Here is a 21,426-nt window from a genome sequence, read left to right as displayed (position 1 = left end):
GTACATGTAACTCAGTGTTACCTCGTCTGGGTGGATGACTGGTCACCCACCCAGACGGCGTAACACTGAGTTACAAGCGAAACGCCCGCGCCACCGCCAGCACCCGGTCGTTGGCCTCGGGCTCGCCGATGGTCACGCGGGCACCCTCGCCGGCGAAGGGGCGTACGACGATGCCGGCCTCCTCGCAGGCGGCCGCGAACTGCGCGGTGCGCTCCCCCAGGCCGAACCACACGAAGTTCCCCTGGGCGTCCGGGAGGTCCCAGCCGGCCGCCGCCAGCCCGGCGACCACCCGGGCCCGCTCGCCGGCCAGGGCCTCGACCCGCGCCATCAGCGCGTCGGTCGCCTCCAGGGAGGCGATGGCCGCGGCCTGCGCCACGTGCGAGACGCCGAACGGCAGGGAGACCGCACGCAGCGCACCGGCCACCGGCGGCGCCGCGACGGCGTACCCGACCCGGAACCCGGCCAGCCCGTAGGCCTTGGAGAACGTGCGGAACAGCACCACGTTGGGGTGGGCGCGGTAGGTCGCGATCCCGTCGACCGGGTCGGCCATCCGCACGAACTCCACGTACGCCTCGTCCACCACCACCAGGACGTGCGCCGGCACCTGGGCGAGGAACGCGTCGAGCTCCGACTGGGTCACCGCCGGGCCGGTGGGGTTGTTGGGCGTGCAGACGACGACCACCTTCGTCCGCTCGGTGATGGCGGCGGCCATCGCCTCGAGGTCGTGGCGACCGTCAGCGGTCACCGGCACCTGCACCGAGGCAGCGCCGGCCGTCGTGACGGCGATCGGGTAGGCCTCGAAGGACCGCCAGGCGTAGACGACCTCGTCGCCGGGGTCGCAGTACGCCGACAGCAGCTGGTAGACCAGCGCCACCGACCCGGTCGCCGCCGCGAGGTCGGAGACCGGCACGCCCAGGCGGGTCGACAGCGCGTCGTACAGGGCGCTGCTGCCCATGTCGGGGTAGCGGTTCATCACCGCGACCGCCTCCGTGGCGGCGTCGACCACGCCGGGCAGCGGCGGGTAGGGGTTCTCGTTCGAGGAGAGCTTGTACGTCGTCAGCCCCGACCGCGGGGTGGGCGGCCGGCCGGGGACGTACGCGGGGATCCGGGCGATGTGGGCACGGCTGGTGGGGCTGCTCATCGCCCCAGGCTAGGAGACCGGGGGCCGTCGGCCACGCCACGGCCTGAGCACGGCCGCCACGGCGAGGCCGACGGCGACGCCGAGGGCGGCGCCCGTGACGTTGTCGATGATGTCGGTGACGTCGCACGCGCGGTCGATGCGGGCCAGCTCCAGCTGGGTCTTCTCGATGGTGGCGGAGTACACCGCCAGCATGGCCAGGCCCAGCGGCACCGTCACCCAGCTGCTGCGCCAGCGGGCGGCCGTGAGCGCGAGGAGCGCGCCGGAGGGCATGAAGACGACGGTGTTGAGCAGGCGCTGCCCGCCGGAGAAGATCCAGAAGCCGTCCGGCGCCGGTCCCCCGATGTCCCACGAGCAGGTGGCCAGCCGCCCCTCCGCCGGGACGATGCCGGGCGCGCCACCGGCCGGGATCAGCGTGACCAGTCCGATGACGACCAGCGACCAGAGCAGGCCGACGGCGGTCCAGGCGGTCAGGCCGAGCCGGGACCGCAGCGCGAGGGCCACGAGCAGGCAGACGGCTCCGGACAGGACGGAGCCGAGCACCATGTACTCGACGCCACCGAACGGGAACACCCTCCGACGCTACCGAGCCCGTGCGCCGTCCGCCCGCAGCCCCTCGAGCAGGTGTGCCAGCATCGGCCACAACAGCTGCGCCTCGGGGTCCTCCACCACCTGGTGGAAGCCGGAGAGCTCGAGCATCAGGTAGCCGTGCAGGGCGCTCCAGAACTGGCCCGCCACGGCGGCGGGGTCGTCCTCGCGGAGGCCGCCGCCGGCCATCGCCCGCCGTACGAGGTCGACGAGCTGGCCGAACGCCGCCAGCCCGATGTCCAGCTCGTCGTCGTGCAGCCGGTAGCCGCCGAGGCTGGCCGAGCCGAACATCACCGCATACATCTGCGGGTCGGCCAGCGCGTGCTCGCGGTAGGCGACGGCCGCCCGGCGGAGGTCGTCGACCGGGTCGTCGGTGGGCTCCACCTCCGCCACCCGCGCCACCAGCCGGCGAAACCCCTCCGCGACGACCGCGCGGACCAGCGCGGGCATCCCCCCGAAGTGGGTGTAGACGGCCATCGTCGAGGTCCCGGCCTCGCGCGCCAGGCGCCGGGTCGTCAGAGCCGCCGGTCCCTCCTCGCCCAGCAGCTGGGCCGCCTGCTCGAGCAGTCGGCGGCGGACGTCGGGCTGCTCGGTCTCAGACACCTTGCCAGTCTCCCATAACGGCGTTATGGTCGTCACATAACACCGTTATTGGGAGACCTCATGAACCGCTACCTGCAGGACGGCTTCGCACCCGTCGCCGATGAGCTGACGGCCTTCGACCTCCCGGTGACCGGCGCGCTGCCCGAGCACCTCGACGGGCGCTACCTGCGGATCGGGCCCAACCCCGCCGCCGACCCGGGCGAGGACTACCACTGGTTCCTCGGCGAGGGCATGGTCCACGGCGTACGGATCGAGGACGGCCGGGCGCGGTGGTACCGCAACCGCTGGGTGCGCCCCGAGGCCGGAGACTTCGCCCCCAACACCAACGTCCTGCAGCACCGCGGGCGCACGATGGCGCTCGTCGAGGCCGGGACGCCGCCGTACGAGCTGAGCGAGGAGCTCGAGACCGTGGGCCGGTGCGGCTTCGCGGGCGACCTCGCCGCGGGCTACACCGCGCACCCGCACGAGGATCCGGCCACCGGGGAGCTGCACGCGGTGTCGTACAGCTGGACCCGCGGCAACCGGGTCGACTACTCGGTGCTGGACACCTCCGGGCGGATCCGCCGCCAGGTCGAGGTGGAGGTCCACGGGAGCCCGATGATGCACGACTTCGCGCTCACCGAGCACTACGCGGTCATCTTCGACCTGCCCGTGACCTTCGACATCGACATGGTGGCCGGCCGCGTGCCGCGCCCGGTCCGGCTGGCGGCCAAGCTCGCGCTCAACAGCGTCGTCGGGCGCAACCCGATGCCCGACCGAGTGGTCGACGCCATGGCCCGGGGGACCGGTACGCCGAGCCAGCTGCCGTACTCCTGGGATCCCGACTACCCCGCCCGGGTCGGCCTGCTGCCACGCGAGGGCTCCGGGGCCGACGTGCGGTGGTTCGAGATCGACCCCTGCTACGTCTTCCACACCCTCAACGCCTTCGAGGACGGCGACGATGTGGTGATCGACGTGGTGCGCCACCCGCGGATGTTCGCGACCGACTTCACCGGCCCCCACGAGGGGCTGTCATCCCTGGTCCGCCTCACCGTCGACACCGTCGCCGGCAAGGTGCGCGAGCACCGCTACGACGAGCACACCCAGGAGTTCCCCCGCCACGACGAGCGCCGCACCGGACGCCGCCACCGCTACGGCTGGTCGGTCGGCTTCGACGGTGTCACGCTCGGCGACTCGGTGCTGCTCCACGACGTCCAGGCCGGCACGACGCACACGCGCCGACTGGGCCCGGGCAAGGAGGTGGGCGAGTTCTGCTTCGTGCCGGACGCGGAGGACTCGGCCGAGGGCGCCGGCGTGGTCATGGGCTACGTCCACGACCGCACCACCGGCCGCAGCGACCTGGTGCTCCTCGACGCGCAGACCCTCGACGACGTCGCCGCCGTCCACCTGCCCGGCCGCGTGCCGGCGGGCTTCCACGGCAACTGGGCGCCGGCGGGCGCGCCCACCCCGCTCACTCCAGCGGGGTGATGACCTCGCCGCGGGCGAGCACCGGGAGGTCGCGGCCGAGGGTGATGTCGAGGGGGTTGGTGAGGCAGCGGACCGAGCCGCCGCCCTTGTGGAACTCCGACACCTCCACGACCACGACCTCGAAGCCCCACGACTCGAGCTGCGCGCGCACGCGCGTGGGGCAGGCCGGCATCACGACGGTGCGCCCCACCACGATCGAGTTGGCCGCGAACGTCGTGAGCGCCTCCTGCTCGGTGAGCACGAGCGGCTCCGGCACGAGCTCCATCAGCGCCCGCGCGGACGGCGCGTCGAGGGCCGCGGGGCAGACCAGCGCCCGGCGCGAGTCGAGCGGGCAGAAAGCCAGGTCGAGGTGGTACATCCCGGGGTGGGTGAGGCGCAGGCCCCGCACCCGCACGCCGAGCTCGAGCGCGAGGTGCTTGAGCGCGAGCTCCTCGGTGCGTGGGCCGTAGCCCACGACCAGCGCGTCGCCGAACGCGAACGCGTCGCCGGCCTCCAGGTGCGCGCCCACGCCCTCGCGACCGACGTACGACGTCGTCCAGCCGCGCCCGGCGAACCACTGCTGGGCTGAGCCGGTCTCCATGCGCCGCTGGGGGTAGCGCATGTGCGACATCACCACGTGCGGGTCGCCGCCGGGGCGGACCAGGCCGAGGCCGAGGTTCATGGCGTAGACCATGTCCGGCGCGTCCTCGCGCTGCGCCAGCACGTCGACCCTCGCGCCGAGGCCGCGCAGCGTGCCGACCAGGGCCTGCCACTGGTCGCTCGCGCGCGCCGGATCGGGCTGGACGTCGGGGTCCATGAACGGGTTGATCGCGTAGTCGATGCGAAAGTGCGTCGGCTCGACGACCGCGTAGTGGCGCCCCCAGGCCAGCTCGGTGCTGGTCGGATCGGTGGACTCGGTCACGGCGGTCACCGGCTCTCTCGAAGGATTGTCAGACAATCTGACAGAACCGCAGTGTAGGGCACACGGGCGGACGCGCACCACGCCGAGACCCGGGTGGCGCACAATGGGGGTATGGCCGAGCCGTTCGCGACCCTCCACCTGGAGCACGCCTCCACCGTGGACCGGGCGGCCGACGAGTTGCGGCGTGCCATCTTCGACGGCGAGCTGGAGTCCGGCACCAACCTGCGCGAGGTCGCCCTGGCCGCCTCCCTCGGTGTCTCGCGTCCGACCGTCCGCGAGGCCCTCACGATCCTCGTGGCCGAGGGCATCGCCACCCGCGAGCCGCACCGCGGTGTGAGCGTCTCGACGCCGCAGGCCGACTCGGTGCGCGACGTCTGCGCCGCGCGGTGGGTCCTGGAGGGCGCCGGGGTACGCCGCTGGCGCGAGGCCACCGACGAGCAGCGGGCCCGCGTGCACGAGACGCTCGCGGCCTACATCTCGGCGGTCCGGCGGGGCGCGTCGTACCAGCGGCTCAACGAGCGCCACCTCGACTTCCACGTCTCGCTCGTCGGCCTCACCGGCAGCGAGCGCCTCGTGCACATGGCCGACAACCTCGTCGTCGAGCTCAAGCTGGCGCTGGCCCAGGTCGACCGGATCCGCCGCAACGCCCACGACCAGGCCGACTCGCACGCGGCGCTGGTCCAGCTGCTCGACGACGACGACATCGACGGTGCGTCGGAGTTCCTGCGCCGCCACCTGGCCGACGCGGAGGTCGCGATCATCGAGGCGCTGGGGCTCGCCTGACCTGTCAGACTGACGCCCGTGCGTTTCCTGACCTGGCTCCTGACGACCGCCATCGCCTTGGCGACGGCCTCCTGGGTGATCGACGGCATCCGCTTCACCGGGCCCGGCTCCGGCACCGAGGAGCTCCGGGAGAAGCTGGTGCCGCTGATCCTGGTCTCGCTCATCCTCGGCGTCGTCACGTCGTTCGTGAAGCCGGTGCTGACGTTCCTCTCGATCCCGTTCATCATCGTCACGCTGGGGCTGTTCCTGCTCGTCATCAACGCGGGGATGCTGATGCTCACCGGCTGGCTGGCCGAGAAGCTCGACATCGGCTTCGAGGTGACCGGGTTCTGGCCGGCCGTCGGGGGCGCGATCATCATCACGCTCGTCACCTGGATCGTCGACGTCCTCATCGGCCCCGACGAGCAGCGGTGAGCCCCGCCGTCCCCCCGGCGCGCACCCCCGGGGCCTACGCCGTCGCGCTGGTCTGCCTCGGCAACATCTGCCGCTCCCCCATGGCCGACGTCGTGCTGCAGGAGCACCTGGCGCGCGCCGGGCTGGACGACCGGGTCACGGTCGCCAGCTGCGGCACCGGCGACTGGCACGTGGGCAACCGCATGGACAGCCGGGCGGCGGCCACGCTCGACGCCGCCGGCTACGACCCCACGCGGCACCGCGCCCAGACCCTCGACGCGTCCTGGTTCGAGCGCTTCGACCTGCTGCTCGCCATGGACCGCACCAACCTCGAGGACGTGCGCGCGCTGAGCGCGTCGGGGGGATCGACCCTGGACCCGGATCGCGCCATGCTGTTCCGCAGCTTCGATCCCGTCGAGCCCGGGGGTGAGGTGCCGGACCCGTACTACGGTGGGGACAGCGGCTTCGAGGAGGTACTCGCCATGGTCGAACGCACCACGGCCGAGCTCGTCGCCGCCCTCGCGCGAGAGCTCGACCACCCGTGACCCGCCAGCCGCTGGTCGCCCGACTGGCCGAGGACCTGCTGGGCTCCGCGGTCGTCGCGACGGCGCCCGTGGCCGGCGGCGACATCTGCACCGCCACGAAGCTCCGGCTCTCCGACGGCACCACGGCGCTCATGAAGACGCTCTCGCACGCGCCCGAGGCCTTCTTCGAGACCGAGGCCGCGGGCCTGCGCTGGATCGCCGACGCCGGCGGCGTCGGCGTGCCCGAGGTCCTCGCGGTGGACGCGGAGTGCCTGATCCTGCGCTGGGTCGAGTCCGGGCGCAACAGCATCGAGTCCGCCGCTGCCTTCGGCCGGGCGCTGGCCGCCACCCACGCCGCCGGCGCTGCGGCCTACGGCGCCGAGGCCGACGGCTTCATCGGCCGGCTGCCGCTGCCCAACCGCGCGACGCCCACCTGGGCGGAGTTCTACGCCGTCCGCCGCGTGCTGCCCTACCTCAAGCTGGCCCGCGACCGCGGCGCCGTCACCGACGCCGACGCCGCGACCGTCGAGGCGGTCGTCGGGCGGCTGGCTGCCCTGCTGCCCGAGGAGCCGCCGGCCCGCCTGCACGGCGACCTGTGGAACGGCAACGTGCTGTGGGGTCAGGACGGCCAGGTCTGGGTCATCGACCCCGCGGCCTACGGCGGGCACCGCGAGGTCGACCTCGCCATGCTCTCGCTGTTCGGCCTGCCGCACCTGCCGCGAGTGCTCGACGCCTACGACGAGGCCACCCCGCTCACCGACGGGTGGGAAGACCGCCTCGGTCTGCACCAGCTCTTCCCGCTCCTCGTCCACGCCTGCCTCTTCGGCGGTGGCTACGGCACCCGCGCCGCCGAGACCGCCGCCCGCTACGCCTGACCCGTCAGCGGGGTGGGGCTTCTCAGGGGCGGCTCAGGCAGTCCTGGCACAGTGGAGGCCGTGCCTCCCGTCCCCAAGCCGCGCGTCCTCGTCGTGGAGGACGACCGCGCCGTACGGGAGTCGCTGCGGCGCTCGCTGGAGTTCAACGGCTACGACGTGCGGCTGGCCGGGGACGGCGCGGAGGCGCTGGCCACGATCGGCGCGGCCCAGCCCGACGTCGTGGTGATGGACGTGATGATGCCGCGCCTGGACGGGCTCGAGACGACGCGCGCCCTGCGGACCGCCGGCAACCGGGTGCCGATCCTGGTGCTCACCGCCCGCGACGCCGTGGGCGACCGGGTCGAGGGGCTGGACGCGGGCGCCGACGACTACCTCACCAAGCCGTTCGCCCTGCAGGAGCTGCTCGCGCGGCTGCGCGCGCTGCTGCGCCGGGTGGTCCAGGACGAGGACGCCCCCGAGGAGGTCCTGACCTTCGCCGACCTGTCGATGAACGTCGCCACCCGCGAGGTGTTCCGCGGCGAGCGGCGCATGGAGCTGACCCGCACGGAGTTCACGCTGCTGGAGATGTTCCTGCGGCGACCGCGGCGGGTCCTGGAGCGGGCGTTCATCCTCGAGGAGGTGTGGGGCTACGACTTCCCGACCACCGCCAACTCACTCGAGGTGTACGTCGGCTACCTGCGCCGCAAGACCGAGGCCGAGGGCGAGCCGCGGCTGATCCACACCGTGCGCGGTGTCGGCTACGTGTTGAAGGAGTCATGAGCACCGACACACCCGCGAAGGCCGTCGGCGGCGGCTGGTTCCACTACCGACGCTCGCTGGCGAGCCGCGTGACCCTCCTGACGACGATGGCGGTGGGGCTGACCGTCGCCTTCCTCGCGGCCGGCGCCTACGTCACCGTGCGCATGCAGCTGCAGTCGACGCTGGACGACACGCTCATGGAGCGGGCCTACCAGACCACCAAGGCACCGACCCTGATCGACCGGCGCACCGGTGACGAGCTGCCGGCCTGGGCCGTGCTGGCCACCGACCTGCGGATCGCCGTCGTGTTCTCCGACGGCTCCACCCCGTACCGGCCGGAGAAGCTCGACGACGCCCCCCGGCTCGGCAGCCCCGAGCTCGCCGTGGCGCGGGGCGAGGCGAAGTCCAGCATCCGCACGGTGGTCGGCGGCGACCAGGAGTACCGCGCGGTCACCGTGCCGTACGGCGACGGCCAGGCGCTGGTGATCGCCCAGTCGCTGGAGGGCCAGCAGCGGGTGCTCACCAAGCTCGGCGTGGTGATGGCGACGTTCGGGCTGCTCGGCGTGCTGGCCGCCGGCATGGCCGGTTGGGGCGTGGCCCGCAACGGTCTGCGTCCCGTGCGTCGACTGACCAGCTCGGTCGAGCGGATCGCCCGCACCGAGGACCTGACCCCGCTGCCGGTGGAGGGCGACGACGAGATCGCCCGGCTGGCCTCGGCGTTCAACCAGATGCTGCTGGCGCTGGGCGCCTCACGTGATCGCCAGCGCCAGCTCGTCGCCGACGCCGGCCACGAGCTGCGTACGCCGCTGACGTCGCTGCGCACCAACGTGGACCTGCTCACGCAGGCGTCCTCGCCCGGCGGCCCCGACCTGCCGACCGAGGCGCGCGCGGAGCTGCTCGACGACATCCGCGCCCAGATCGAGGAGCTGACCACGCTCATCGGCGACCTGGTCGAGCTCGCGCGCGACGAGCCCCTGGCCCGCGTGGTCGAGCCGGTCGACCTGACCGGCATCGTCGACCACGCGATCAGCCGGGTGCGGCTGCGCGCGCCGTCGCTGACCTTCGACGTCGACGCCGAGCCGTGGTGGGTCGTCGGCGAGGCGAGCGGGCTCGAGCGCGCCGTCACCAACCTGCTCGACAACGCCGCCAAGTGGAGCCCGCCCGGCGGCCGGGTCACGGTCCGGCTCACGCGCGGCGTGCTGATCGTCGACGACGAGGGGCCCGGCATCGCCGAGGCCGATCGGCCCCATGTCTTCGACCGGTTCTGGCGCGCCGACGAGTCCCGGGGCCTGCCGGGATCCGGCCTCGGGTTGTCGATCGTGCGGCAGGTCGCGGAGCGGCACTCCGGATCGGTCGAGGCGACCGTGGCGCCCGGCGGCGGCGCCCGACTGGTCATGTGGCTGCCGGGCTCCGAAGAGCCGGCCCCGCCTCCCCCACCGGATCCCCGAGAGGACGCGCATGCGTGAACGCCGTACCGCCGTCGCCGCGTTGGTGCTGGCCCCCCTGCTCGGCGGCCTGCTCACCGCCTGCTCCGACGACGAGCCGCCGCCGAGCCCGCACGGGGAGGCCGCCGACCCGTGGAACCCCTGCGACGGCATCACCCCCGCCCAGGCGCGCAAGGCGTTCGGCACCGCGTTCACGATCGATGAGGGGGCCGAGGGCGAGCCCCGGTGCGTGCTGACCCCGAAGGAGAAGGGCGGGCCCGCGATGGAGGCCAACTACCTGCTCTTCCCCGCCGGCCTCGACGCCGCCTTCGAGGGTATGGGCGAGCTCGAGGGCGAGACCCTCGAGATCGAGGTGCCCGGCGCCGACGACGCCCGCCTGGTCATCAGCCCGGAGAAGGACTCGCTGCTCATCAGCGGCTTCGTGCAGAACGGCGACCTGATCCAGACCCTCAACCTGGTCGACCCGGCGCCGTTCGACCGCGCCGCCGCGGTCCGCGGGATGCGCCAGGCGCTGACCGCGTTCTCCGCGCACGCCCGGAACGCGGACGTCACCTGACCCCGCGCTCCCCGCGCAGGGCGAGCAGGCCGCCGACGACCGGGAGGCAGCCGAGGAGGCGATCGCGGGGGCGGAAGCCCGGGGCCAGGAGCACGGTCACCGCGACGCAGAGGTAGACCGCGCCGTGGACCGGGCCCATGGTCTGGGTCACCGTGCGGTGGTGGGCGGTGGCGAGGTTGACCAGCAGCGTCCCGAGCGTCGCCACCTCGAGCACGGCCAGGACCGCGAGCGTGAGCAGCACGCCGCGCGCCGGCCTCACGAGACGTAGTCCGAGCCGGGCCGGACCACCATGAGGATGACCACGGCGGCCCAGAGCAGGTTGAAGATGCCGGCGAGCATCCCGATCCGGGCGAGCTGACGCCGGTCCAGCGGGTCTGACAGCGCGGCCGCCTGCGCCGGCACGATCCGGAAGGCGAGCACGCCACCGGCCACTGCGGTGAGCACCATGGCGACCGAGATCCAGACCTCCCCGAAGCGGCCCTGCACGAACGACAGTGCGATCCCGACGAGCGGCACCAGGATCCCGATGACGCCGTAGACCCGAGTGATCCGGTGCAGCGCCTGCGCAACGGCCAGCGAGCGGCCGGCGTCCCGGACGGTGGTCCCGACGGTGGCCCCGACGGTGGCCACGGGGGCGTAGCGCGGGAAGAGCGAGCTCGCGATCGCCACGGGCCCGACGAACAGGATGCCGCCGAGCACATGCACGGCCAGCAGTGCGGCTTCCAAGGGTCCTCCGTGGGTCGTGTCCGGCCCGTACGCCGGGCGCGCTCGGCCGAGTGCCCGGCCGGACCCCGACGCTACGGCGCCGCACGGGGGTGCCACCAGTGGCCTGACCGCCATCGAACGCAAGGATCGCGCCACGGCGTCTGACCGGTGGTTGAGCCGTATCGGGTGACCTAGGGATCGGCGCTCGCTAGCATTCCTGCCATGCACACCGTCGCCATCTTGGCGCTGGAGGACGTCATCCTCTTCGACCTCGGCACCCCGGTCGAGGTATTTCGGACCGCCAGGCTGCTCGACGGTCGGGCGGCCTACCGCGTGCTGGTCGCCGGCCCCGAGCCAGAGGTCGGGGCGGGAGTCGTCTCGCTGCGGGTGCCCCACGGACTGGAGGCGCTCGAGACCGCCGACACCATCATCGTGCCGGGCCTCGCCGACCCGCTGCGACCGGTCCCGAAGGCGGTCGTGGCGGCGCTCAGGAAGGCCCACGAGGCCGGCACCCGGGTCGCGTCCATCTGCGTGGGCACGTTCACGCTCGCCGCGACCGGGCTGCTCGACGGGCGCCGCGCGACGACGCACTGGCGCGCTGCGGACCTCCTCGCCGCCCGCCACCCCGCGATCGAGGTCGACCCGGCGGTGCTGTTCGTCGACGAGGGGTCGCTGCTGACCTCCGCCGGCGCCAGCGCCGGCATCGACCTGTGCCTGCACCTGGTCCGGCGTGACCACGGCGCCGCGGTCGCCGCCGACGCCGCGCGCTCCGCCGTGCTGCCGCTCACCCGGCCGGGCGGGCAGGCGCAGTTCATCCTCCGCGACGCGCTGGGTCCCGACGCGACGCCGCTCTCGGCGACGCTGGCCTGGGTGGAGGAGCACGCCCACCGACCCTTGACCCTGCAGGACATCGCCGACCGCGCCGGGGTCAGCACCCGCACGCTCAACCGGCGCTTCCGGGAGCAGACCAACATGACGCCCCTTGCGTGGCTCGGGGCGGCCCGGATCCGGCTCGCGCAGTCGCTGCTGGAGACCACCGACCACTCCGTCGAGCGGATCGCGCACCAGACCGGCTTCGGGTCGGCGGCCAACTTCCGGGCGAAGTTCCGAGCCGCGCTCGACACCAGCCCGGCGGCGTACCGGCTGGCCTTCGCGACCTTCAGCCGCGGCTGAGCTCAGCTCAGCTCGGGAGCGTCAGCGCGGCGAGCAGCCGCTCCGCCTTGAGGGCGGCCTCCTCGTGCTCGGAGACGACGTCGGACTGCACGGTGATGCCGCCGCCGGTGCCCAGGAGGTAGCGCCCGTCGCCGGCGGTGGTCAGCGAGCGGATGACGACGCCGAGGTCGGCGCGGCCGTCGGCGGCCACCCAGCCGAACGCGCCGGCGTACACGCCGCGCGGGGAGTCCTCGACGGCCCGGATGATCTCCATCGTGCGGAGCTTGGGGGCGCCGGTCATGGAGCCGGCGGGGAACAGCGCGCGCAGCGCCGCCACCGTGGAGACGCCGCCCGCGAGGTGGCCGCGCACGGTGGAGACGAGCTGGTGGACGGTCTCGTAGGACTCCACCTCCATCAGCGCCGGGACCCGCACCGAGCCCGGGTCGCAGACCATCGCCAGGTCGTTGCGCAGGAGGTCGACGATCATCAGGTTCTCGGAGCGGTAGCGCGGGTCGGTGGCCAGCGCCAGGCGGTGCGCCTCGTCCTCCTCGGCGGTGCTCCCTCGCGGCGTGGTGCCCTTGATCGGCTTGGTCTCCAGGGTGCGGTCGGCCGTGATGAGTGCGTAGCGCTCCGGCGAGGAGCTGAGCAGCCACCCGCGCGCGTCCGCGACGTCGTGCTGCAGGAAGCCGGCGTACGGCGCGGGGTTGAGCTGGCGCAGCCGCAGGTAGGCCGCGACGGGGTGCAGGTCGCTCACCGTCTCGCGGCGGTAGGTGAGGTTGACCTCGTAGGAGTTGCCGGCGTGGAGCTCCTCCTGGACGTGGTCGAAGGCAGCCGCGTAGGTGGCGGCGGGCGGGCTCGGGTGCCGGACCCCCGGCGCGGGCGCCGGCCGCGGCACCCGGTCCCGCTCGGCGTGCTCGAACAGCCGCACCTGCCGCGCCCGCATCCAGACCGCGTCGGGGACCCCGCCCGGCTCAGCCACCGACGCGGGCAGGTCGCGGCGGCAGGCGTAGCCGAGGTAGCCGAACCACTGGTCCCCGGGCTCACCGCCCGCGAGCTCCTCCTCCAGGACCGCGAAGACGTCGTCGCCGACGACCTCGGAGCGGCCACCGACGTGACGCGTGACCTCGCGCCGGGCCGCGGAGTAGGACAGCGAGACGTCGTCGTCGTCCAGCCAGCCGATGAGCGAGCGCCGCCCCGACCACTCGCGGGCGCCGCCGCCGTCGAGCCAGAAGCAGCGCGGGTGGGCCGCGGCCACCTCGGCAAAGAGCGCGGCCGGGTCCCCCTGCGGGCTGTCGGTCACGTGTTCGCCAGGAAGTTGCGCACGAGCGCGGCGCCGTGCTCGGAGAGCACCGACTCGGGGTGGAACTGCACGCCGACGAGCGGCAGCTCGCGGTGCGCCACGGCCATCGTCACCCCGCTCACCTCGTCGACCGCCGTCCGACGCAGGCTGACGGGCAGCTCGAGCGCGGCCAGGGAGTGGTAGCGGACCGCGCGGAACCCGTCGGGCACCCCCGCGAACAGCCCGTCGCCGTCGTGGCGCACGACCGCCGTGACCCCGTGTCCGGGCGGCACCCGGTCGACCCGACCGCCGTACGCGGCGACGAGGCCCTGCATGCCGAGGCACACGCCGAGCACCGGACGCCGCGCGGCCAGGAGGACCGAGCGACCGACCGCGAAGTCGGCCGGGACCTCGGGGTGGCCTGGTCCGGGCGAGAGGACGACGTGGGAGTGGGCCAGCACCTGCTCGGGCGTGACCTCGTCGTGCTGGACCACCGCGGGCAGCACGCCCGTGACCTCGGCGACGAGGTGGACGAGGTTCCAGGTGTAGGAGTCGTGGTGGTCGACCACGACGACGTCCGGGGCGACCATGAGGCCGGGCTAGGGGCGCGGGCCGTCGAGGAGCAGGCCCACGACGAGCTCGTGGAGGAGGTCGTAGCCGCGCTCGGTGAGGATCGACTCGGCGTGGAACTGGATGCCGCGGTAGTGCGGTCCGGCCAGCGAGCTGATGTCCCCGGTCGCGGGATCGGCGTCGACCGAGACGCCGGCCGGCAGTGGAGCCTCGCCCTGGCGGGCGACGAAGGTGTTGTAGAAGCCGACCCGCTCGGTGCGCCCCTCGATCTGCACCTGCGACTGGGTGCCCTGGAAGACGATGTCCTTGTAGGTCAGGGGGATCCCGAGCTCGTGGCACAGCGCCTGGTGGCCCAGACACACCGCGAGGAAGGGCCGCTCGTCGGCCAGGAGGGACGACACGGCCTCGCGCAGCCGCGCCATCTTGGGATCCGCGTCGTCGCGCGGGTCGCCGGGGCCGGGCCCCACGATCACCAGGTCGAAGCCGTCGAGGCAGCCGGCGACGTAGTCCTCGTGGCGCACCACGGTGCTGGTGAGGCCGAGGACGCCGAGGACGTGGCGCAGCATGTTCACGAAGTCGTCCTCGCCGTCGAGGATGACCACGCTGCGACCGGCCAGCCGCGGGTCGGGCGGGGCGCCCGCCTGGTCGGTGAGCCAGAACCGGCTGAGCCGGCGGTTGCGCGCGTTGAGCGCGAGCAGCACGTCCTCATCGTTGACCAGCTCGGCGACGTTGACGTCGGGCACCGGCGCCGCCGGGACCAGTCCGAACGCGCGCAGGATGCCGGCCGCCTTGGCATGCGTCTCGGCCACCTCGTACGCCGGGTCGGAGTCGCGCACCAGCGTGGCCCCCGCGGTCACCTTGAGGCTGCCGTCGAGCCCGACGTCGGCGGAGCGGATCACGATCGGGCTGTCGACGACCGGACCGCCCACGGCATCGCGGCCCAGGACGGCCAGCGCGGCGCCGTAGTAGCCGCGGCCCTCGGTCTCGTACTTCTTGATCAGTCGGCAGGCGTTCTCCACCGGGCTGCCGGTGACCGTGGCGGCGTACATGGTGTCGCGCAGGACCTCGCGCGGGTCGCGGTCGGTGCGGCCGGCGAGCAGGTACTCGGTGTGCACGAGGTGGGTCATCGGCTTGAGGAACGGTCCGAGCACCTGGCCGCCCTCGTGGCAGATGTCGCACATCATCTTCAGCTCCTCGTCGACGACCATGAAGAGCTCGTAGATCTCCTTCTCGTCGTGGAGGAAGTCGAGGAGCCGGTCGTGCACCGAGCCGGAGCGCGGGATGCGGAAGGTGCCGCTGATCGGGTTCATCCGCACGTCGCCGCCGTGGATGGACACGTGCCGCTCGGGGCTGGCGCCGATCAGGTAGCGGTCGCCGGTGAAGAAGAGGTAGGTCCAGTAGGCGCCGCGCTCGCGCTCGAGCAGGTTCTTCAGGACGGTGAGCGCGACCTGCGGGCCCCAGTCGGCGACCTTGGCCCGGTAGTGGCGACCGATCACCAGGTTGGCGCCCTCGCCCTGCCCGATCTCGTCGTTGATGATCGCCTTGACCAGCTCGCCGTACTCCTCGTCGCCGGTCTCGAAGCCGCCGCGGTCGGTGAACTCCACCGGCACCTCGTCGATGGCCTCGATGATCTCGGCGACCGAGAACTCCAGCTCGGTCTCGACGTCCACCACCACGAGCGGGGCGCCGTCGTCGTGGGCCTCGAAGCCGCGCTCGGCGACCTGGCGGAACGGGATGGCCAGCAGCCGGTCGGCGAGGTGGCCCTCGACCGGCACCCCCTCGGCGAGCGGTACGTCGAGCAGCGACTCGACCACGCTGCGCCGCCCGCCCACCAGCCCGACGGTGTCGCGGTCGCCGGCCCGCGTCGAGCGCCGGATGATCGCCCAGGCCTCGTGCCCCTGGAGCGCGGCGATGGCGTCCCTGGCGGCGAAGGTCTCGGTCATGGGGGAAGCCTACGGCCGTCGGCCGGGCGTCGAGCGCGGGCGCCGCTGGTCGGTCGCGGGGACGCCCCCGCCGTCAGCTGACGGTGGTGAGGAGCTGCGTGGCGCGGGTGAGGACGACGTAGAGGGTGGCGCGTCCGGTGGCGGACTCGTCCTCGATCTCCTGGGGACGAACGACCACGATCCCGTCGAACTCCAGGCCCTTGGTGTCGAGGCCGGTGAGGACGACGACGCGGTCCGTGCCCGAGGGCGCGACGGAGGAGTCGACGGCCTGACGCGCGGCGGGGGCGTCGTCGGCGAGCTCAGGCCACGACGCCAGCCAGGCGTTGACCTCGGAGCGGCGCGCGACCGGGACCACGATCCCGACGGTGCCCGCGACCTGGCCGGCCACCTCGACGACCGCGGCGCGGGTCGCGGCCTCGAGGTCGGTCACGCCGGTGATCTCGACCGGCTCGACCCCGGTCGAGCGGACCGCCGTCGGCAGGTCGGCGTCCAGCCCCACGCGCGAGGCGTACGCCGCGGCGTACTCGTAGATCTCCGAGCTGTTGCGGTAGTTGGTCGAGAGGTGGAACTCGTGCAGCGCCTTGCCCTGCAGCGCCTCGGCGCGGGCGGCTGCCGACTCCTCGGGCACCGGCCACGACGACTGCGCGGGGTCGCCGACGATGGTCCACGAGGCGCCGCGTCCGCGGCGGCCCACCATGCGCCACTGCATCGGCGTCAGGTCCTGCGCCTCGTCGACGAGGACGTGGGCGAAGCCGTCGTCCTCGATCCGGTGGGTGGGGGGGGTCCAGGCGCGCCCGGTCGGTGCGTACTCACGGTCGGCGGCGGTCGTCAGCTCCTGCATGTCGACCCCGCCCTCGACCAGCGCCATCGGGTCGTCGCGCTCGTCGTCGGCCTTCGCCGGCACGTCGCCCAGCGCGTAGCGCAGCTCGTCGAGCAGCGCGACGTCCTCGACCGAGAGCGAGCCGTCGCTGCTCCACGACTTGGTGAGCAGCAGCTGCTCCTCCGCCGTCAGGATGCCGTCGGCGACCCGGGCCAGCAGCTCGGGGTCGCGCAGCCAGGTCAGCACGTGGGGGGCGTCGAGCGGCGGCCACCAGCTGACCGCGAAGTCCACGAACCGCTGGTCGGAGAGCATCTCCTCGTCGAACGCCTCGCGCCCCCGCTCGCGGCCCCGCTCGCCGCGGACCTGGCGCCACATGGCGTCGAGAAGCGCGGGCGCGACCCGGGTCAGCTGACGGTTGCGCCGGCCCTGGTTCATGAGCTGGCGGCGCACCCGGCCGAGGACGCCGCGGTCGAGCACGATCGTGTCGTCGCGCCAGAAGATCCGCAGCTCGGAGGGGCTGCCGGGCGCCTGCTGGCGCGCCGTACGGCGAAGCACCTCCGCCATCCGCGCGGAGCCCTTGACGTCGGCCACGGCCGGCTCGTCGTGGCGGGTCGCGCGCACCCCGTCGACGACCTCGCCCAGGGAGCGCAGGGCGACCGCGGTCTCGCCGAGGCTAGGCAGCACCCGGCCGATGTAGCGCATGAACACGCCACTGGGCCCGACGATCAGCACGCCGCCGGACTCGTAGCGTCGTCGGTCGTTGTAGAGCAGGAACGCGGCACGGTGCAGCGCGACCACGGTCTTGCCGGTGCCGGGGCCGCCGGAGATGGAGACGACGCCCTTGCCGGGCGCGCGGATCGCCTGGTCCTGCTCGGCCTGGATGGTCGCGACGATCGAGTGCATGGAGCGGTCGCGGGCACGCGAGAGCTGCGCCATCAGGGCGCCCTCGCCGACGATCGGCAGCTCGACGCCCTGGGCCTCGAGCTCGGCGTGCGCCTCGGCGTCGAGCAGCTCGTCCTCCACGCCGACGACCCGCGGGCCGGTGCATCGCAGCACCCGGCGGCGTACGACCTGGTGCGGCTCCGCGGCGGTGGCCTGGTAGAAGACCGCGGCTGCGGGCGCCCGCCAGTCGATCAGCAGCGAGTCGCGGTGGGCGTCGCGCAGGCCGATCCTCCCGATGTAGCGCGGCTGGGGGTCCAGCTCGTGGCGCAGGTCCAGCCGGCCGAACACGAGTCCCTCGTGGGCGGCGTCGAGCTGGGCGATGCGCTTGGCCGCCTGGAAGACCATCGCGTCGCGCTCGACCAGGCCGCCCTCGTGGCCCAGGCGACCGCGGTCGTGCCCCTCACGGGCCAGCGCCCGGGCCGCCGTGGCGGAGTCCTTCAGCTGGACGTAGACGCGGTCCACGAAGTCCTGCTCACGAGCAATCTCCCGCTCGACCAGCTCCTCAGTCAACGAACGTGTCCCCTCAGCACCAGACGGCCAGGCCCACCGGACGCCGGCGGGCAAGTCCTCAAGCCTATACGGCGTCCCACGCCGTCAGTGGCGGGTTCTCCAGAAGGGCGGAGACCCCGCTCCGGCGCGTCGTGCCCTGCGCCATGAACGGGGTCTCCGTGGTGGTCGGAACCGGTTCCCCGCGATCCCCCCAGACCCTCGGGTGACCGTGTCCCGTAGCCGGCGGCTGTACGTCTCCGACCTCGGGAACGCTACGTATCCGGTTGCCACATCCGATCAACCGCGCGGCCACGCTTTACCCAGCGATCGGTAACAGAGCCCCCTCAAAGGACCCTCAGCAGATCCACAGATCCACCGTCAGCGGACCCGAATGGGGCTACTTCTTCCGGCTGAGGAAGGCCAACATGGCCTCGCGAGCCTCATCGGAGGCGAACAGCGCACCGCTCAGGGCGGCCATCTCCTCCCCGCGTGCGGCGATCCGGTCGAGGATGTCGACGGCGAGGAGCCGCTTGGTCTCGCGCAGTCCCTGCGGAGAGCCGGTGACCAGCGACGCGACCACCGCGGCGACCGCGGCGTCCAGGTCGTCCGCGGGCACCGCCCGGGTCACCAGCCCCATGTCGACGGCCTCGGCCGCGGTGAACGGCTCGCCGGTGAGGAAGGCCAGCGACGCGGCGCGCGAGCTGAGCCGGGGCAGCACGGTGAGCGAGATGGCGGCGGGGGCGAGCCCGAGCTTGACCTCGGTGAGCGCGAACGTCGCCTCGGCGGCGGCGACCACGATGTCGGAGGCGGCGACCAGGCCGATGCCTCCGGCGCGGACGGCGCCCTGGAGGCGGGTGACGACCGGCTTGCGGTGCGAGACGATCTGGCGCTGCATCTCCACCAGGACCTTGGCGCCCTGCTCCATGCTCCCGGACGCGGCCTCGGAGAGGTCCGCCCCCGAGCAGAACACCCGACCGGTGGCCTGCAGGACGACGACCTTGACGTCGGTGTCCACGTCGACCGACGCGAGGTGGCCGAACAGCTCGCCGACGAGCTGCTGGGAGAGCGCGTTGCGGTTGTGCGGCGAGTCCAGCGTGATGGTCGCGACGCCGTCGGCGACCTCGAGGTGGACGAGCTCGTCGGCGGGAGCGGTGACGTTCGACATGGCGGCCATCCTGCCGCACCCCATCCGTGGGGCGCACGGTGACGAAGTCCTTCACATGCGCTCTCGACTGATCTACGCCGGCTTCGGGCTGCTCGCCGCCCTCCTGGGGGTGGGCGCCGGCCACCTGACCGCCTCGCTGCTCAACCCGGCGTCCTCGCCCGTCTTGGCCGTGGGCTCCACGGTGATCGACCTGACGCCCACCCCGATGAAGGAGTGGGCCATCCGGGAGTTCGGCAACCGCGACAAGACGATCCTGGTCGGGTCGGTGCTGCTCGGCGTGCTCCTGCTCGCCGCCGTCGCCGGGCTGCTGGCCCGTCGGCGGCTCGCCCTCGGCGCGGGCTTGCTCCTGCTGCTCGTCGGGGTGGCCGCGGCCGCAGCGATGTCGCGCCCCACCGCGGACCTCTCGGACCTGCTCCCCGCGCTCGTGACCGCCCTCGCCGGTGTCGGCGCCCTCGCCTGGCTCGACCGGGCCTACCGATCCGGGCGCCGCAGCGCAGCGGCCGACGCCGAGGACGCGGGGCCCAGCCGGCGCGGAGTGGTCGTCGCCGCGGCCGTCGTCGCCGTCGCCGCCGCGGCGCTCGGAGGCGCCGGTCGGGTCATCGGACGCCTGCGCAGCCGTCCGGAGGACGTGGACCTGCCCACAGCGGCGGATCCCGCTCGCGCCCTCCCCGAAGGCATCGAGGGCCGGGTGCCCGGCGTGACGCCGTTCCGCACACCCAACAAGGACTTCTACCGGGTGGACACCCGCCTCGACACCCCCGTCATCAGCGCCGACGACTGGACGCTCACGATCGACGGCGACGTCGAGCGCGAGCTGACGTTCAGCTTCGAGGACCTGCTCGAGATGCCGCTCATCGAGCGCGACATCACCCTGACCTGCGTCTCCAACAGCGTCGGGGGCCAGTACGTCGGCGCGGCGCGCTGGACCGGCGTCCGCCTCACCGACCTCCTGGACCAGGCGGGGGTCGGGAGCGGCGCCGACCAGATCCTCAGCACCGACTTCGAGGGGATGACCATCAGCACCCCGCTCGAGCTGGCTACGGACGGGCGCGACGCGATGGTGGCGCTCGGGATGAACGGCGAGGGGCTGCCGCGCGCACACGGCTTCCCGTCGCGACTCGTGGTCCCCGGCCTCTACGGCTTCATCAGCGCGACCAAGTGGGTCACCCGGCTGACCCTGACCACCTACGCCGAGCGGTCGGCGTACTGGACCGACCGCGAGTGGGCCACCGACGCGCCGATCAAGCTCTCGGCGCGCATCGACACCCCGAACGCGCTCGACGACCTGCCGGCTGGCGAGAACCTGGTCGGCGGTGTCGCCTGGGCCCAGCAGCGAGGCGGCGTCGCGAAGGTCGAGGTCCGCGTCGACGGCGGGGCGTGGCAGGCCGCTGAGCTGGGACCCGACGGCGGCAACGACTACTGGCGACAGTGGTTCTACCGCTGGGACGCCGCTCCCGGCTCGCACAGCCTCGCCGCCCGGGTCACCAGCGGCGACGGCGAGCTGCAGACGACCGCATCGGCCGAGCCGTTCCCCGAAGGCTCCAGCGGGCTGCACGAGCTCCTCGTGAACGTGGACTAGACGTCCAGAAAGCCGCCGGCGGCGCCAATCCGGACCAGGGACCGCACCGAACCACCTCCAGACACCATCAACGAAAGGCACGCATCATGAAGCTCCAGACCACCAGCCGCAACGCCGGCCTCGCCGCCGCGGCCATCGCCCTGTCGCTCACGCTCGCTGCCTGTGGCGAGGAGGACGACTCCAGCGCGGGCTCCGACGACACCTCGCAGTCCGCCTCGGAGACCCCGATGGAGGAGTCCCCCATGGAGTCCACCGAGGCCGCCGCGGCCGACCAGGTCTTCGGCGACGGCTGCGCCGCCGTCCCGACCTCGGGCGACGGCTCCTTCGACAGCATGGTCAAGGACCCGGTCGCCACCGCGGCCAGCACCAACCCGCTGCTCTCGACGCTGGTCACGGCCGTCGGCGAGGCCGACCTGGCCGGCACCCTGAACGACCTGCCGGAGGCCACCGTGTTCGCGCCGGTCAACGACGCCTTCGCGGCGATCCCGGAGAAGGACCTCAACGCGATCCTCGCCGACAAGGCCATGCTCTCCAAGATCCTGACCCACCACGTGGTGGGCGTCGAGCTCGACCCGATGGCGGTCGTCGGCGAGCAGGAGACGGTCAACAAGGACATGCTGACGGTCGCGGGCGACGAGACCGGCATGACGGTCAGCGACGGCACGGTCACCGCCAACGTGATCTGCGGCAACGTCCCCACCGCCAACGCCACGGTCTACATCATCGACCAGGTCCTCGCCGGCGCGAAGTGACCGGTTCCCAAGAGACGAG

At 73.2% G+C, this 21,426-nt stretch carries 22 protein-coding genes; 11 read left to right on the top strand and 11 right to left on the bottom strand.

Annotated features, from left to right (window positions below; translation table 11 throughout):
* Nucleotides 1–70: 70 nt before the first annotated feature.
* From hisC to LRP67_RS04175, 3 genes are read right to left on the bottom strand one after another with little or no spacing between them, the layout of a single operon-like run.
* Nucleotides 71–1,141 (bottom strand): histidinol-phosphate transaminase, encoded by a 1,071-nt coding sequence (hisC, locus tag LRP67_RS04185; protein WP_231268925.1) that lies wholly within the window; start codon nucleotides 1,139–1,141, stop codon nucleotides 71–73.
* A 9-nt stretch (nucleotides 1,142–1,150) separates the two neighbouring features.
* The gene (locus LRP67_RS04180) at nucleotides 1,151–1,711 is read right to left on the bottom strand and encodes a VanZ family protein (protein WP_231268924.1); all 561 of its coding nucleotides are present in this window, start codon (nucleotides 1,709–1,711) and stop codon (nucleotides 1,151–1,153) included.
* A gap of 9 nt (nucleotides 1,712–1,720) precedes the next feature.
* Complete coding sequence (locus LRP67_RS04175) at nucleotides 1,721–2,329, bottom strand: TetR/AcrR family transcriptional regulator (protein ID WP_231268923.1); 609 nt, start codon at nucleotides 2,327–2,329, stop codon at nucleotides 1,721–1,723.
* Between the two features lie 60 nt (nucleotides 2,330–2,389).
* On the opposite strand from LRP67_RS04175, the gene LRP67_RS04170 reads away from it, so the two are divergent.
* A complete protein-coding gene (locus LRP67_RS04170; RefSeq protein WP_231268922.1) occupies nucleotides 2,390–3,796 on the top strand; it encodes a carotenoid oxygenase family protein in 1,407 nt (468 codons plus the stop codon).
* Here the strand turns inward: LRP67_RS04170 and LRP67_RS04165 are convergent.
* Nucleotides 3,780–4,706: a dimethylarginine dimethylaminohydrolase family protein gene (locus LRP67_RS04165; RefSeq protein ID WP_231268921.1), complete on the bottom strand. Its 927-nt coding sequence runs from the start codon at nucleotides 4,704–4,706 to the stop codon at nucleotides 3,780–3,782. The genes LRP67_RS04170 and LRP67_RS04165 overlap by 17 nt on opposite strands.
* A 102-nt stretch (nucleotides 4,707–4,808) precedes the next feature.
* Between LRP67_RS04165 and LRP67_RS04160 the strand changes: the two genes are divergently transcribed.
* Genes LRP67_RS04160 through LRP67_RS04130 form a run of 7 tightly spaced genes read left to right on the top strand, consistent with a single transcriptional unit; the run spans nucleotide 4,809 to nucleotide 10,011 of the window.
* Complete coding sequence (locus tag LRP67_RS04160; RefSeq protein ID WP_231268920.1) at nucleotides 4,809–5,480, top strand: GntR family transcriptional regulator; 672 nt, start codon at nucleotides 4,809–4,811, stop codon at nucleotides 5,478–5,480.
* 18 nt (nucleotides 5,481–5,498) lie between these two features.
* A complete protein-coding gene (locus LRP67_RS04155) occupies nucleotides 5,499–5,894 on the top strand; it encodes a phage holin family protein (RefSeq protein ID WP_231268919.1) in 396 nt (131 codons plus the stop codon).
* Nucleotides 5,891–6,418, top strand: coding sequence for a low molecular weight protein-tyrosine-phosphatase (locus tag LRP67_RS04150; RefSeq protein ID WP_231268918.1), 528 nt, complete (start codon nucleotides 5,891–5,893; stop codon nucleotides 6,416–6,418). The genes LRP67_RS04155 and LRP67_RS04150 overlap by 4 nt, the downstream gene beginning before the upstream one ends.
* Nucleotides 6,415–7,272 carry a fructosamine kinase family protein gene (locus LRP67_RS04145; RefSeq protein WP_231268917.1) on the top strand — a complete coding sequence of 286 codons (858 nt, stop codon included), beginning with the start codon at nucleotides 6,415–6,417 and terminating at the stop codon, nucleotides 7,270–7,272. Before LRP67_RS04150 ends, LRP67_RS04145 begins: the two co-directional genes overlap by 4 nt.
* 60 nt (nucleotides 7,273–7,332) lie before the next feature.
* Nucleotides 7,333–8,031 (top strand): response regulator transcription factor, encoded by a 699-nt coding sequence (locus LRP67_RS04140; RefSeq protein WP_231268916.1) that lies wholly within the window; start codon nucleotides 7,333–7,335, stop codon nucleotides 8,029–8,031.
* Nucleotides 8,028–9,476 (top strand): HAMP domain-containing sensor histidine kinase, encoded by a 1,449-nt coding sequence (locus LRP67_RS04135; protein WP_231268915.1) that lies wholly within the window; start codon nucleotides 8,028–8,030, stop codon nucleotides 9,474–9,476. Before LRP67_RS04140 ends, LRP67_RS04135 begins: the two co-directional genes overlap by 4 nt.
* Nucleotides 9,469–10,011 (top strand): hypothetical protein, encoded by a 543-nt coding sequence (locus LRP67_RS04130; RefSeq protein ID WP_231268914.1) that lies wholly within the window; start codon nucleotides 9,469–9,471, stop codon nucleotides 10,009–10,011. Before LRP67_RS04135 ends, LRP67_RS04130 begins: the two co-directional genes overlap by 8 nt.
* Here LRP67_RS04130 and LRP67_RS04125 read toward each other — a convergent pair.
* Both LRP67_RS04125 and LRP67_RS04120 read right to left on the bottom strand, forming a co-directional pair.
* A complete protein-coding gene (locus LRP67_RS04125) occupies nucleotides 10,004–10,270 on the bottom strand; it encodes a hypothetical protein (protein WP_231268913.1) in 267 nt (88 codons plus the stop codon). The genes LRP67_RS04130 and LRP67_RS04125 overlap by 8 nt on opposite strands.
* The gene (locus LRP67_RS04120; RefSeq protein ID WP_231268912.1) at nucleotides 10,267–10,737 is read right to left on the bottom strand and encodes a hypothetical protein; all 471 of its coding nucleotides are present in this window, start codon (nucleotides 10,735–10,737) and stop codon (nucleotides 10,267–10,269) included. Before LRP67_RS04120 ends, LRP67_RS04125 begins: the two co-directional genes overlap by 4 nt.
* Nucleotides 10,738–10,938: 201 nt before the next feature.
* Between LRP67_RS04120 and LRP67_RS04115 the strand changes: the two genes are divergently transcribed.
* Complete coding sequence (locus LRP67_RS04115) at nucleotides 10,939–11,889, top strand: GlxA family transcriptional regulator (protein WP_231268911.1); 951 nt, start codon at nucleotides 10,939–10,941, stop codon at nucleotides 11,887–11,889.
* A 7-nt stretch (nucleotides 11,890–11,896) separates the two neighbouring features.
* Here LRP67_RS04115 and LRP67_RS04110 read toward each other — a convergent pair whose 3' ends face one another.
* From LRP67_RS04110 to LRP67_RS04090, 5 genes are all read right to left on the bottom strand, one after another.
* Entirely contained in the window at nucleotides 11,897–13,168 is a 1,272-nt protein-coding gene (locus tag LRP67_RS04110; RefSeq protein ID WP_231268910.1) for an anthranilate synthase component I family protein, read from the bottom strand.
* Nucleotides 13,165–13,737, bottom strand: coding sequence for an aminodeoxychorismate/anthranilate synthase component II (locus tag LRP67_RS04105; protein WP_231268909.1), 573 nt, complete (start codon nucleotides 13,735–13,737; stop codon nucleotides 13,165–13,167). Before LRP67_RS04105 ends, LRP67_RS04110 begins: the two co-directional genes overlap by 4 nt.
* Before the next feature lie 9 nt (nucleotides 13,738–13,746).
* On the bottom strand, nucleotides 13,747–15,660 hold the full coding sequence (locus LRP67_RS04100) for an anthranilate synthase family protein (protein WP_231268908.1): 1,914 nt from the start codon (nucleotides 15,658–15,660) through the stop codon (nucleotides 13,747–13,749).
* Between the two features lie 73 nt (nucleotides 15,661–15,733).
* Nucleotides 15,734–17,932, bottom strand: coding sequence for a UvrD-helicase domain-containing protein (locus LRP67_RS04095; protein ID WP_231268907.1), 2,199 nt, complete (start codon nucleotides 17,930–17,932; stop codon nucleotides 15,734–15,736).
* Between the two features lie 376 nt (nucleotides 17,933–18,308).
* Complete coding sequence (locus LRP67_RS04090; protein ID WP_231268906.1) at nucleotides 18,309–19,076, bottom strand: enoyl-CoA hydratase family protein; 768 nt, start codon at nucleotides 19,074–19,076, stop codon at nucleotides 18,309–18,311.
* A gap of 55 nt (nucleotides 19,077–19,131) precedes the next feature.
* On the opposite strand from LRP67_RS04090, the gene LRP67_RS04085 reads away from it, so the two are divergent.
* Nucleotides 19,132–20,655 carry a molybdopterin-dependent oxidoreductase gene (locus LRP67_RS04085; RefSeq protein WP_231268905.1) on the top strand — a complete coding sequence of 508 codons (1,524 nt, stop codon included), beginning with the start codon at nucleotides 19,132–19,134 and terminating at the stop codon, nucleotides 20,653–20,655.
* An 86-nt stretch (nucleotides 20,656–20,741) separates the two neighbouring features.
* Complete coding sequence (locus LRP67_RS04080; protein WP_231268904.1) at nucleotides 20,742–21,407, top strand: fasciclin domain-containing protein; 666 nt, start codon at nucleotides 20,742–20,744, stop codon at nucleotides 21,405–21,407.
* Nucleotides 21,408–21,426 lie beyond the last annotated feature (19 nt).

Origin of the sequence: Nocardioides sp. cx-169, from assembly GCF_021083605.1 — a bacterium.
Taxonomy (GTDB): domain Bacteria; phylum Actinomycetota; class Actinomycetes; order Propionibacteriales; family Nocardioidaceae; genus Nocardioides.
This window is presented reverse-complemented; position numbering and strand designations above follow the sequence as displayed.